The organism is Aetokthonos hydrillicola CCALA 1050 (genome assembly GCF_017591665.1).
GTDB classification, from domain to species: Bacteria; Cyanobacteriota; Cyanobacteriia; order Cyanobacteriales; family Nostocaceae; genus Aetokthonos; species Aetokthonos hydrillicola.
In genome coordinates this window covers 56,120-70,068 of record NZ_JAAKGC010000022.1, presented here as the reverse complement: position 1 = coordinate 70,068, position 13,949 = coordinate 56,120, and the positions used below count along the sequence as shown (strand labels likewise).

General features: G+C 39.4%; 9 protein-coding genes. 1 reads left to right on the top strand and 8 read right to left on the bottom strand.

Features of this window, described 5'->3' with window-relative positions:
* Nucleotides 1-192: 192 nt before the first annotated feature.
* From gshA to G4P69_RS13690, 3 genes are all read right to left on the bottom strand, one after another.
* Nucleotides 193-1,329, bottom strand: a complete 1,137-nt coding sequence (gene gshA, locus G4P69_RS13700; RefSeq protein WP_310834307.1) for a glutamate--cysteine ligase — start codon at nucleotides 1,327-1,329, stop codon at nucleotides 193-195.
* Between the two features lie 187 nt (nucleotides 1,330-1,516).
* On the bottom strand, nucleotides 1,517-2,899 hold the full coding sequence (locus G4P69_RS13695; protein WP_208342216.1) for a DUF2330 domain-containing protein: 1,383 nt from the start codon (nucleotides 2,897-2,899) through the stop codon (nucleotides 1,517-1,519).
* Between the two features lie 5 nt (nucleotides 2,900-2,904).
* Nucleotides 2,905-3,846 (bottom strand): RnfABCDGE type electron transport complex subunit D, encoded by a 942-nt coding sequence (locus G4P69_RS13690; RefSeq protein ID WP_208342215.1) that lies wholly within the window; start codon nucleotides 3,844-3,846, stop codon nucleotides 2,905-2,907.
* A gap of 240 nt (nucleotides 3,847-4,086) precedes the next feature.
* On the opposite strand from G4P69_RS13690, the gene G4P69_RS13685 reads away from it, so the two are divergent.
* On the top strand, nucleotides 4,087-4,332 hold the full coding sequence (locus tag G4P69_RS13685; RefSeq protein WP_208342214.1) for a hypothetical protein: 246 nt from the start codon (nucleotides 4,087-4,089) through the stop codon (nucleotides 4,330-4,332).
* On the opposite strand, the gene grrM is transcribed toward G4P69_RS13685, so the two are convergent.
* The 5 genes from grrM to G4P69_RS13660 all read right to left on the bottom strand — a co-directional run bounded on the left by grrM (nucleotide 4,329) and on the right by G4P69_RS13660 (nucleotide 13,637).
* Nucleotides 4,329-5,522, bottom strand: coding sequence for a cyclophane-forming radical SAM/SPASM peptide maturase GrrM/OscB (grrM, locus tag G4P69_RS13680; protein WP_208350231.1), 1,194 nt, complete (start codon nucleotides 5,520-5,522; stop codon nucleotides 4,329-4,331). The two genes, G4P69_RS13685 and grrM, sit on opposite strands and share 4 nt — an antisense overlap.
* Nucleotides 5,523-5,741: 219 nt before the next feature.
* Complete coding sequence (locus G4P69_RS13675; RefSeq protein ID WP_208342212.1) at nucleotides 5,742-6,062, bottom strand: hypothetical protein; 321 nt, start codon at nucleotides 6,060-6,062, stop codon at nucleotides 5,742-5,744.
* Nucleotides 6,063-6,081: 19 nt separating this feature from the next.
* Nucleotides 6,082-6,609 (bottom strand): 2OG-Fe(II) oxygenase, encoded by a 528-nt coding sequence (locus G4P69_RS13670; RefSeq protein ID WP_208342211.1) that lies wholly within the window; start codon nucleotides 6,607-6,609, stop codon nucleotides 6,082-6,084.
* Between the two features lie 727 nt (nucleotides 6,610-7,336).
* Complete coding sequence (locus tag G4P69_RS13665) at nucleotides 7,337-9,202, bottom strand: phospholipase D-like domain-containing protein (RefSeq protein WP_208342210.1); 1,866 nt, start codon at nucleotides 9,200-9,202, stop codon at nucleotides 7,337-7,339.
* Entirely contained in the window at nucleotides 9,180-13,637 is a 4,458-nt protein-coding gene (locus G4P69_RS13660) for an AAA domain-containing protein (RefSeq protein ID WP_208350228.1), read from the bottom strand. Before G4P69_RS13660 ends, G4P69_RS13665 begins: the two co-directional genes overlap by 23 nt.
* Between the last annotated feature and the right edge of the window lie 312 nt (nucleotides 13,638-13,949).

Sequence of the window (13,949 nt, the reverse complement as noted above, 5' to 3'; positions counted from 1 at the left end):
TTAGATTCTTCTACTCCCGAATCATAAGAAATTTTAAACTATAGATAAGTTTTTCTCAAAATCTTCTTCAAGAGTCTTTCATAACTTGATTTTAAGAAAAATAAAGTTTTATTTCAAAAATCTAGAAATTTAGTTAAGTAAACAAGATTAATGAACTTGTTTACTTATACTAATCACACATATAAGATCATCTTAAGCAGCTAGGGAAGAACATAGTTTGTCTTCTAGCTCTACTTCTCGCTCTTGCGTAGTACGAATTGCCTGAAGAATAACGCAGTGAGGATCAAAACCAACTGCGTGTAGTTGCAGCCATTGCTGAGCCTCATTACCTTCACGAAGAATTTTTTGCAATGGTGAAAGGAAGCAGCTAAAACCTTGTTGCTTAGCGATATCCGATACTTCACTGACGATTTCGTTAATCCAATCTCTCACTATGATGGTTGTGCCATCCTTCCAGTGTGTAAGTTGGGCATCTAAGCTAGAAGTTGCCGCCGCCATCTCGTTAGCAGCTGTTAAAGAGATAAGTTCTTCAGATGAAAAGATACTTTCATGTAAAGGATCTATGGTGGGGTTATCTATAATTTGTGACAGTCGAGCTTCTAGCAAAGCGGTAATTGCGAGCAAAGCAACCGGATCAGTCACCAAATCGCAAATTCTTAGTTCTAGACGATTTAAGTCGTAGGGACGGCGATCGCCATTTGGTCGTACTGATGTCCATAGATGGCGAACATTTTGCATGTTCCCAGTAGCTAACTGCTTTTCCACCCACTCAATATGGTGACTGTGACTTTCAAACAATGGTACATAAGCAGGTGTTTGGGGAAATAAACCCCACCGGGTAGAATGATAGCCCGTTGCTTTTCCGTTTAAGAAGGGGGATGAAGCGCTTAAAGCAAGGTACAAAGGTGCTTCCAACCGTATAACTCGACATGCCCGCATTAATAATTCAGGGTCACTAATGCCGATATTGATATGAATACTAGCTGTTACTACTTTAGTGCCATAAGTTTGTTCTATATAGCTATGATAAGGGTTGGTTGGATCAGAACGGAAAAACTGTTGAGATCCACCTAAAGACAGAGTGCTCCCTGGAATTAGAGTGTAATCGCCTAGTTGCTGAAGATAGCGGCGTAGAATCAACCGAGGACTAAGTAAACCGCATAGTAGTTGATCATAGTTCAACGATGGTTGAGTCACATATTCTACATTCCGACTATCTGGTTCACGCTCAAACCCATGCAAAGAGGCGACAATCTTGTCTGAGAGACCGACTATATCACCACCGGGTGTACCAGTGTACATCTCAACTTCAAAGCCTTTCAACAACACAACTTTATTCCCCTCGTCTCTCCTTAATTTATTAATTGTATCGGGGGCGACGAAATTTCGCATCTTTAAGAAGGAAGAGGGGGCAGGGAGCAGAGAGCTCTTAGCAGGGGGGCAGAGGGAAAGAAAAAATGATGTTTGTAAATCCTAATCCCCATGCCCAATGCCCCATGCCCCAATACCTTTTAGCCTACAATCCCAGCCAGGATAAGAACATTTGCCACCAAGAAATCGAGACTTGACCGCCTAGCTTCATTTTGCTGCGAATTTCTTGAATATTCCAAGTGGTCAGTTTAGCGAGAGTTTCCGCTTCGGTTTCAAAACGGCTGGATAAAGAACGTTTGTACTCTCTCCCAGCTTGACAACTGATATCCCCTGTGAAGGGATGTTGCAAAATGTAACGTCCTTGAAATGATTCGCGGTTAGAGGTGTCTTGAAACATTAAGTCTTCGGGAAATTTGTCTCGTTTGTAGCGGACGTGCAGACGTGTAATAAAGACTTGACTAGAGGGAAAGTAAGGATTTACACGCCGAGGACTAGGTGCTTGTATGTTATCACCAGAATCGCTATCTAACCAAAATACCCCCGCCTGCTTAAGTTCTTCAGGATTTAAAGGATCTGCAGAACAAGGGTCACAATTACTCATATTCCAAGCATATTCCAGGAAGGCTACTTTTTTATCTTCTCGGGTGTATGAGGTTTGAAACATGGATTTGTAGAAATCGTTAAACTCTTTTTGAACAAACAAAGGAATGTTCACATCTGACGGAACTTTTACTGTGCGGTAGTTGGTAACTTCAGCTTGTCCTTTAGGTGATAGGATATACACAATCAAATCTTGTTCTGTAGTCGCGTTAATCATCCCCAAGCGAATCGGTAACATGAATTTGGGTGATTGGTAAGAAATTTGTAGTGGGCGCAAAAACTGATAACCACTTTCCTCAAATTTCTCTAAGTTCACTTTTGCGACAAAGAATTTCATTTTCTGGCGAATATAGGGCTGGAGTAGCTGTTTAGCACCTCTAGGAATCTTGTAACCGTTACGGTTCAACCAAGTTTCTAATCCACCAGATTCTTTTGCACTGAGAATGACAATGTCGTACTCCCCGACATTAAAACGGGCTTCAACAGTCACACCTAAATTATTGCTTGTCTTTTTTGCTAGATTGGCTAGAGGCATAGGTGCTGTTGCAGTGGGGGCTTCAAATGCTTGATCGCGGTAATTTCGAGCACAAGGATCGGGGTCAAAATATTCTACTAAGCGCGGAGCACTAAAAGCATCGAGACGTTCGATTATTTTGGGATTTGCAACACGAACTTGATCTTTTTGTAAAACTGTAGGTACGGGTACAACGATCGCGAAATCTTTGATAGCACCTTGATAGTCATTTGCCATTGTGAGGACAGTGCGATCGCCACTACGAGCGATCGCCACTTGAGAACTCTTGTTATACAGCTTGGCATCAGCTTTAGCAACATAAAATCCACAGAAAGCCCAAGCTGGAGACGAAAAGAAGCAAACAGCACAAATAACTGGGAGTAGTAAACAAAAAATTAGTCGCAGTAATTTCATGGCATTTATAAGGGGCATAGGGCATAGGGCATGGGGCATAGGGGATTGGGTAACAGTTGTGCGTTCTGTGTTAGTGCATCAGGATCTAAACCCCTACTGTCTCCTGACTTTTGACTTTTGACTTCCCCAAAGGGGCGCTTCTCCCAAGAAAACCGTGGTGCAGTCCAAAGTTTATCGAGCAATATGGTTAACGGTGCAAGGGCGAACAGCGCCCAAAAAACGGCTGTGGAGAGATAGAAATAATTCCGCAAAACAAAAGTCAAAATTGCGATGCACAATGCCCAAACCACACGAGCAATTCGAGAATTAGGAATTGACCTGGGATCAGTTATCATGAAAAGTGCAAATAACAGCAAAGAGCCGCTCATCAGCCTATGCCATAAAACATCCCAAGTCCAACCTAGCCAGACATTACGAATAGCTTCTAATCCTGCATAGGCAATCAAAAAAGCTCCTGTGGTATCCCAGCGCCCAACCCGCTTGAGGATAATACCTCCAGTTCCAGCAAACAGTAAGCCATAAAACCAATCATCGCCCCATTGTCCGGGAGAAACCCATGCGTTAGGGGTAAGGACTAAGGCACAGATGATACCAAAATTAGCGGGATTAAAGAAATGTCTATCACCAACTTTAAAGATAAATTTACTGGCGATCGCACTTACTCCTGCCACAGCCATTGTTATCCAATCGTCAGCCCTGAGTAGTAAGCTAAGTCCGAGTGAGGTAATGATGGCACTGCGGAAGCTTATAATTTGTCCGGTATCCTTTGGGAAGGACGGTGCTATATAATTACAGAGATTAGACAAAACCCATTGAGTTAATATACAAGCCGCGATCGCGACTAAAATCAACGGTGGTTGCAGTGTCCAGTCCCTTGTCCCAATACCTAGAACTAGGAATAAGGTAAGAAAAAGAATTTGGTAATCGCGTATATCTTGAAACAACATTACTAAACAATGCTGGGGTGTTTATGTTATAGACGGGAAACACCATAAACAGCATCTCTGTTACAGAATTTGTTACAACTCATTTATGAAAGGGAGTCAGAAGTCAGGAGTTAGAAGTCAGGAGTCAGGAGTCAGGAGTCAGAAGTCAGAAGTCAGGAGTCAGGAGTCAGTCCAAACTCCAGTTCATCAATGCCCATTGCCCCATCAATGTATTTAACACGCGGTAACCGGTTTATACTTATGTTCTTATTGACAGTGTGTTGCTACTTTGCCTCTCGCAGAGATGGACTTTGGAAAAAAGATGGTAATGGAAGTTGGACTCATGATGGCTGGAAGTTGTACTACAGTAGGGATGGAGGGGCAAACTGGAGAAAAGGTGCTTCGGGAAAGTTTCCGCAGTGGCTGATTCATCCCGCGATCGCGTTTAATCCAGGATTCACCTTTTTTCCTCCCCTGCTCCCTGCTAAGAGTTCCTTACCCATCTAGCAAATGTCTAAACGTTTTTCAATATCTTCTAGTACAATATCAGTCAATATTTTCTGCGTATAGCGACAGTACATCGTCTCTGTGGAACGGAACGATCCATTTTCGAAATATTTATTAGCGGGGGCACCACCACCACATAATTGAAAGTACTCACAACTTTCCTTACACAATTCAACCCCAGCTTTAATATCGTTATAAATTCTTCTAAATTTTTCTGTTTGGAAGACGGAATCAAATGTATCTTGTACCACATTGCCTAAAACAAATTCTCCATAATCGCTTGTAGTTAAGGAGAGCAACTCTGGAGAAAAGGTCATAAAGTTGCCTTTGTGGTCGATACTAATAATTGTGAAAGGATCAGATTGTCCTAATGTTGTACCTAAGCTGTAGTAAATACTGTTTTCTATAAATTCAAATTCACGAACGCTTATTTTTTGTTTAGATTGTTGGACTAATTCATAAAATTTCTTCATGAATTGACGATATTTTATGTCTGTACCATTTTTTTCTAAAGAAGAAACTTGGTTATAACCTTCTGTTTCTTCAATATTGAAGCCAATTCTATCGATGTCATTTTCAATAAAAAACTGGAACATTTCTTCAGGATAATCTAGAGAATCCTGTGTCAAGACTGTAATTACACTAAATTCAATTCCATTTGCTTTTAAATAAGAAATTCCCCGCATTGTACTAGCATGAGTTCCTAATCCTTTTTTTGTTTTCCTGTGGGCATCATGAAGAAAAGCTGGACCATCTAAACTGACTCCAACTTGGATATTGTATCTGTTAATTAAGTCGCACCAGGGCTGATTTAACAGAATACCATTGGTTTGTATAGCGTGTGCAAACTGATATTGATTGGAATTATACTTATCTGAGAGGTTATTGATTATTTCAAATGCCTCTCTATAAAACTGTATTGGCATTGCTAAAGGTTCTCCAGCATGCCAGACTATAGTAAAGTGGCTTTTGAGAGAACGACTAGAAAAAAGATTACGAAAAATCGGTTCTAACAAATCAAGTGATAGTTTATGCTTTAGATGGCGATTAGGTAAATAACAGTAATCACAATCTAAGTTACAAAAAGTTGATGGTTGGATAACAACTAATTTTACTGGGCCAAATTCTTGTTCTCGTAATTCTTCTGATACAATTAGCGAATCTTGATTTGCTGGATGCAACATAGACATAAATACATATCCTTATCCTAAGCATGAAATGGTGCGTTACGGACTTACTCCTAACACAACGGCAGCTTTGCACCGAAGAAAATCTACACCGCAAACTGCCTCTTCTACCTGTATTGGAAATATCAAATACCAATCCTATAGCACGTATGTATAGGATGAAATAAGGATAAGAGATTACATTATCTTTGAATTTATTAATGTGCAGAAAAAAGAACTAATCTAATAGTTACCCCAATTACCCCAGTTACCCCAATTATGCCAATTGCGCCAATGGTTATTATGCCAATTGTGCCAATTACGCCAATGATTGTTATGCCAATTATGCCATCTGGCAATTAAGTTATCTTCTTCAGATACTGCTGGATTGTCATCAGCAGATTGTCCTTGTTCTTCTGTAATTACTTTTCTAATTTCACTGATTCTTTCGTTAATATTTCTCTCAGCACGTGGCGCTGTTGCTTGTGTGGGTAGAGTTGTAAAGACAGCAATGATTTGTCCACAACCCACTAGTAATGACCAAAAAATAATTTTAGGATTCATGATGTTGATTGCCTATACCTTAATTAAAACAACCAGAAGTCGCAATATCGCTGCGAATAATGTATTTTGTTCCTCTTAAAACTTGGCTACCTTCGTGCAGGAGCGAATGTTTGAAGAGAACACCTGTACCTACTTGAGGATGAATTTGAATACCTGATTCTGGAAAAAACGTGGCTCCTCCTTCTATATCTTCACTCAGATATATAAGCAAAGTTAGTGTAGACCAAACATTGTGTTCAATTTCTTGTGGTGCATCACTATGTGCTGTAACAAATTCACCTGCTTGATAACGGTAGAATTCTATTACTGGTTTTAAACTGACAAATTCAAAACCATCCGCATTGTCTTTTAACGCATATTTAAGCCTGAAAGATAGTTTCTTAATGGTTTCGGAACATTGGAAAAAAGCCTCACTGTTATTACGTCCTTGGCTTTTCATGCGCGCCATACGGAACCCGAGAGCTTCAGCTTTTGTAATTAATGAATCACACTCCTTGAGAGTCAATAAATTTACGATTTGCCAAATTCCCTCACTCAGTTTGTACATAACGCTCTTTAGCTAAGAAAAATAAGCATTCGCAGAATCTGGGCTACTAGAAATAACAGCTAATAGACCAATGTAAGATATTGGTAAAGCTTTTTACTCGGATTCAATTTATCGGAATTGTTGATTACTTACTATTCAAGCATGAAACTCAAATATTTTGTCAAAATTCATTATTTTTAATAAATTATTTTTTAGAGGATGTTTGAAAAGTTTGTAGTAGTGTATCAAATATTTGTTTACCCCACCCTAACCCTCCCCTTTCCAAGGGGAGGGAACTAGATTTTCTTTGTTTCCCCCCTTTGCAAGGGGGGATTAAGGGGGGTAAAAATGTGATAAAAATCACAGTCAACCACTTTTAAAACAACCTCTTATGTTTGAATTATCAAACCTTATTGTCTACCTAGTAGGACTCCTCTGTTGACTAGATCACAGACTTTTTCCTTAACGAAGATCGCCAACAAATTAGTCAGTATAAGCAAGTGCTATATATTACCTATTATATTAAGAAAACTTATCATTGTCTAAACAATTTCAAGCAGTGTAATTAATGAAAGACTTGTGTGTCATATCTTCTTATGAAGATACTTGGCCATTAGAACAATTGTCCATAGCTGTCTTAAGAAGTTCTTAATTATTTAACAAGAAACTTTTTTTTAATTGTTGATAAAAAGTATCAACAACTACAAAAACGGCAACGATATATAAAAGGGTTTAGTTATTATGTCGGTTAGGATTTAAGTTTCTTGCTTCCTTTAACTTTTGGCTTCTTAGAACTAGTCAATCCTGCTATAAAATCATTAGGGGTTTTGGTATCTGGTTGTGCAATAGCGAGACGGACAAACTCGTTCCATATATCATCACCGAGTAAGCTTAAAGCAACTTGAAGATCGGTAGCGGCGATCGCTCCCATCACCTTACACCATCCTTGCCGCAACGACTGTAAAAAACTCTCTTGTCCAGAAACCTCGCTCAACATAGAAAGCGCTGTTTTTAAACTGGCTGAATCAACTGATACCTTTTTCGATCTTATTCCCTGGAGTATTACGTTTAACCACACAGGTACAAGTTCTAGCCACTTATCTTGCTGTATCATAAAGATCCCAGTATCTTCCATACCTAGCGCACCCCATAAACATAGAGTTTCTGTCGCTAGCTGAATATTCTGATCTTGTACTGCATCTTCCCACAATTTCTCAGCACGGTTTTTGAAGCGATTCGCAAGAAATTCATAAGCTTCTTGAACTTGATTAAGGATCGTGACTTTATACACTGACTCCCCTAGTGGTAAACAATCACTGTTATAAGAAAGCCATGTATGAGATCCACAAAGATAGATGTTCTGATCAACTATCACTTCCTTAACATGGGAATCTCCTAGCCAAAAAACCTGTACAGCAGATAAACCTTCAGGTGTTTTTATTCCTTGCAGTTTTTGTTCGAGATCTGATGATATCGGTTTATCCTCGTTTTCTTCCTCCGACGAAATTCCATACCCAATCAAAATCCAGACTCCACGATTAGCCACTTCCTGAAGTGAATGAAGAAATGCTGCATCTACAAGAGTCTGACTTACCCAAGGAGAATAAATGAGAATTTCACGCTGTGCAGAATTGAGGATCTCTGAGAAAGTTTGAGAAATTTCTGCATCACGTAACTGCACAGCTTTACCAACCACTGTCTTATTTTTTGGTTTTGCACTCTGCACTGCTTGCTCGCGAATTTTTTCTAGTCTAGCCTCAATTTCTAGATTTTTCTGATTAAGACTCTCCTCACGCTCAAAAGATATGGTTTCATCAGACAATTCACATAATGCTTGTAAGGATACCTCCCCTTTAGCTTGTAATGCTTCCAACCAATTTGACGCTGACTCTAGAATTTTCTTTCCACTCCTGACTTGGAGTCTCAATTTATCTTCAAGCGGATCAAAGACGACGAAAAGTGATACTGTTTTCCAAATTGTTTCAGTTGAGCCTACTAACCTATAGGAACTAAGAATTTTACCTTCTTCTGGTACATGAAGTGACAAGCCTGAAGATTGGATTATTTGCTGGAATTCCTCAAGTGATAAGGAGGTAATATCATCACTTGTGTTCTCAATATCGACAAAATTTCCCAAATCAGGGTAGTTTATTAAAATCTTCTCTAAAGGCTCAGATTGGCAGGTAATTTTTTGTGCTAAAGGATCTGCGATCGCGTAAATCTTAACAGAGTATGGAGGTTGTGGTACAGAGCCTTTTTCATAGAACGAGCGTCCTTCGGGAGTAATTGTAATTGGCGATGTCTCTGAAATAGTTTGTAAAGCTTTAAGAGTTGCAGTAGTACTTCGCACAAAAACAGGATCAAGCCCCAGCACCGATGCTAATTCATCCTCTGTTGGGGGAGGGACAATTTCAAGACCAGCGCGGATGATAAACTCTTCTAGTACGTTAAACTCACGTAGTTCCTTGATAGTAACTTCTATGGGGGATTGAGACAAATTATAGCGAAGTTGACGCGCTGCCAAAACAGATAAACCTTGACTTTGCGCTTCTATTTCGTCCACTAACTTCTTTAGTTGAGGATCAATTGATTTAGCAGAGGACGCGAGAAACATCGACAAAACCTTTATGATAACGGACAACATTTGCAACTTCGGAATACATACTTCCGACTTTGCCGATTTGCTGGGTGAATAAATTATGACAACCAACAATGATTAATAATTCTTGCGCACGAGAAAAAGCAACATTCACCCGTTCTGGTTTTTTGGCAAATCCTATATCTTTATTATCATTGTTGCGAACCATACTGACAATAACAACAGGACGTTCCATCCCTTGAAATTTATCAACAGTACCAGTGCGAATGTTAAGTGAAGGAAAAAGTTCTGATTTCAGACGTTCATCAATTTTTCTTAGCTGGCTACCATAAAATGTAATCACAGCAATTTCTTTCTTGGATTCACCTTTAGCAACCCTAGGAGCCCAAGTATTCTCAATTTCCTGACACAAATTTTCGATCACGTCAATTTCTCGAAGATTGAAGAAAGAAGTCCCTTCTCTTTGCTCTTTAAATTCATCTCCAAAAGGGATTTTTACCCAAAGCAAGTGATTGTGCTCTTGGATAATTTTACCAGTGAGATTATGTGCGCGTTTAGAATCAGGTTCTAAAATACCACATTCTAGTTTACCGTTGTAAAATTGATTGATTGCACCCATAATAGACGGATGCATTCTATACTGCGTAGTTAGCATTTGCTTAATGCTTTCATCAGCAGATTCAAATTGACTTTTAAACAGCGATTCTTCTAAGAACTTGAGTTCTTCTCTTGTCGTGCTAATTTCTTGAGCAACTTCTTCTATTGTGCTAGTATCAAGCATCGGGGGTAATTGGCGATGATCCCCAACCATGACCAATTTTTTGGCTTTTAATGCTGGAATGAGTAACTCTGGGGGAGTACACTTACTCACTTCATCAATAATTACAACATCAAAGTATTTAAATTCTTCTGAGAAATCACGGTTTGCAGCTTGAACACAAGTAATACCTATGACGTTAGCATTATCGAGATAAATTCGTCTTAAGTCATTGCGTACATCCTTAGTAGTCTCCCCTCCAGAGGAATTGCGTAACTTAGAAATCCAATCTTGAACAAAGTTCTGATATCGGTTAATAAAAGTTTCTTCCTTTTGGAGTTGCTGTTGCCAAGATTCAAACGCACTTTTAATCCTGTATAAAAATTCTATATCAAATAAATTAGATTCAGGCTCTGCTATTAACCTTAGATAATCAGGAATGGTTTCCCAAAATGATAACCACCAATTTCGCTCAGTTTTTATAGTTTCTGATTCTTGTTCTAATTCAGCAGCGATTTTATTAAGTAGATTTTGGTATTTTATGAGTTCCATTTTGTAACTTTTACAAAGTTTCTCTATACCAGGTAGCTTAGATGTCATCTCCTCTTTTAGAGTCGAGAGTAAACGAAAAGACTCTATTGAATAAATTAATGTTTTAAGTTCTTCTATACGACTTTCCCAAACACCAATTTTATTGATAAAATGTGGTATTTCATCTAGAACATTTGATGATTCTTCAACATATTTTTGAATCAAAACCGCTAATTCATGAGGCAATTGTGGTAATTGTGAAATTTCTTGTAAGAGTGCGAGTGTTCTTGTGATTTCAGATTCAGCGTCATTAGAATAAGCTTCTATCTGCTCTTGGGTAGTGGCTATTTGCGTGTTTAGATTTGCTTCTAACTGCTTCTGTTGATTAAATTTTTCCTTGAATTGCTCTTGCTCTTGCCCTGTCTCAGCTTGTAGTTTATACAACCATGTAACCGCAGTAGTAGCAAAACTGTCGACAATCTTTTCTGCTATTTCAGAAAGTGCTGATTCAGTATTACTTGGTCGAACTCTCTCAATTGTAACTTCTGTTTGTCTCTTGATAGCCTCAAGAGTTACTGCCGTATTAAAACGACTACTGTAGGGGCGCAGCTTTTTAACAATAAATTTTAAAGGTTTCCACTTAACAGCAGTAGCAAGAATCCATTCAATAATGGATTCTTGAATACTCAAAGGTTTTTCAAGTTCATCTACAGTCCGTTTGGCTAATTGGCTTAGCTTTTTTATGGATTGCGTAGAGTCTAGTTTTTTAACTTTGAGTCTACTAATTGCTTTAGAAATATAACTTTCTATATCATAGCTTTTCCCTAATAAATTTCGCCCCTCTATGAGTAAACGTTCTGTTTCTCTAGCAAAAATAGAAATTTTGTCCCATTCTTGATATTGTTCGATTAACTCATTAACTTTTATCTGATATTGATAAAAACTTTGCTGCCAAGGCAAAGACTGAGTTTCCATGGAGAGGGTGCATAATCCTGAGGGTAATGAAATTAGGTCAGTTGTGAAGCATTGACGTTCTTCTAGACATTTTGCCAATATACTATAGATGTTAGAACTAGCTGTAAGCTTCCACGTTTCAAGGTCAATTATTGCCAAACCAATTTCAGATTTACGGTTGGACACATTGTTGATTTTTTGCTGCAAAGTTTGTTGGTTGGTGAGCAATTTTTGGTGATGTGACTTTAGGCGAATGAGAGATTCTGTATTTTGTTTGTGAGTTTGTGCTGCTGACTCAGCTTCAGTGATTGCTTTTGCTGCATCCTTGCCTTGTTCTAGTATTTTTTTTACTTCCGGTATCCAAGAGGCTACAGTTAACTGTAACCAAATAGCTAGACCAAATAAGCCTAGATCCGGCGAAACTAAGCCAAGTTTAGACGTTAGAGCGATCGCTAAACGAACATCAGCTACAAAGTTTCGCACGGAGCTATCTGCCGATGAGCTTAGTAAATTATCCAACAACTTGACAATTTTTGGATCTTGCAACTCAATCGTTGGTGCTGTCTTCAGTAACTTTTCCAAAGCAGCATTTTGAGATTCCATTTCAGTTAGTTCTGCTAAAGCCTGATCATACTTCTTTGCTTGTTCTTTGCAGGTTGACTCTAAGGTTACTTTACGCTTATACAATACACTTTCATCTTGGGCGAATGCTTCCTCTACTGTTAAGTATGCTGCGAATCGCTCTGATGATGCTAGTAACTTCCTGAGTACTTGTACATTTTCCAACTTCTTGCAAAGATTTCGTTCGCAATCAGCGGCGGTATTTTCCAGCCATGTACGAATCACATTATCTTCTAAAAATGGCTGTCCTTCTTCACTAACTTTTTCGGCTTTACCCTTGCGCACAGCACGAATGACTGGGTTGTGAAGTAATCGACTCAACGCATTATCAACTGCTAAATTAGCTTGAGAAGCAATTAGGGTACGTCCACCTCGAAGGGCTATTTGATAGCAAATCTCAGCAATTACAGTGGTTTTACCTGTACCGGGTGGTCCCTGGATCAACACAAGATCCTTTGCAGCCAACACTTTCTCAACAGCTGCTTTTTGCCCTGGATTTGCAGAAGATAATAGCAACTGTTCTGGTTGAAGTTGAACAGTTTTTTGGATTGATCTTGCTTGAGAAGCATCGAATAAGAAGTTGCCTAAATAGGGATTCTGCGCACGACTATGATTCAAATCATCTAAAGCTTTTTTCTTACGCCGAATTTGTTGAATATCACCTACAGCTTCAAATAGCAGAAATCCAGTCGCCGGTAGCTGATAACGCCCAGCCATCATGTATTCGGCTAAATCACGCTCTAGCCTTACACGAATAATACAATGTTCAGGGTCAGCTTCTTCAATAGAGCCTAATTGAAGGCTATTACGCCAGTTTTTTCCAGTGGGAGAAGTCTCAAAAAGCTTGATCTCTTCGTTTTTTGCTTGTTTTACCCGTTGCCAGAAGTTTTCGCAATCTAAAAGGTTTTCAGTAGATCCATCAAGGGTAGCTAATGCAACATTAACATCAAAACTGACGCGCCTTCCAACCCCATAGTTGTGAGTTACGAAGGGTACACAAAACTGACGTGCCTGAGCTAAGTTTTCTTCTATCTGCAAAAATGCTTTCCAAGCTTTTAGTTGAGCTTCTGTAGGGACATGATTGCCACATATTGGCATCGATGCAATGCGTTGCACTGCTGCTCTTGGAACGCCAAGATGATACCAATGATTTGGTAGCAGGCGCAAGCGACAAGGCACTGCATAGCCATCAATGCTTCCTCGCGCGGGTGGTAATAATTTAATAGAGAGCAGCCGTAAACCATCATGCCCATCTTGGGATATGGCTGCTAGTAAGCTTAAGGTTTTGCCAAGCTTCTTTAATTTTACAGGTAATTGAAAATCATCTCGGTCTGTTGCGATCGCCAAATCCCAGATTTCTTCGTCTGCTTCTCGTCCAAGCCCTTTGCGGCGAACATAAAACACGCAGGGTTCCTCGCCCATTAAGTCGAGCATCAAGTCTTCTGCATGAGTACGGCGATCGCTAAAGTTTTTATATGCTTCAAGCGCTGCTTTTCCCTCAACTTCGGTGATCAAGTTAGCGATCGCCGAATTGACAAACTTGTAGCCCCAGTTTCCTGAGCCACCGTCACTTGGAAAAATGGGCATGGATACTCCTGAATCTCTTCAGTTATATTGTTCCCAAATGACAAGCTGAAAGCTGGTTCAGGGGAAATTCTTCTACGCGCTTTGACTGTGCGATCGCTTAGCCTTGTTTACAAACGCAGTGTGCAGTATTCGTGCTTTTTTGGTACAAAGACATAGTCTGCTCCTTCTGCACGTGTCACCTGTGTATTATGACATTTTTTTTAGGGATGGGATGTCGTGTCGAGTAACGCACCGAAACCTTAGAACGGTGCGTTACGGACTTCGTCCTAACACACCCTACGCCTGAATCTCTTAATGCTCGATTCAGTTATA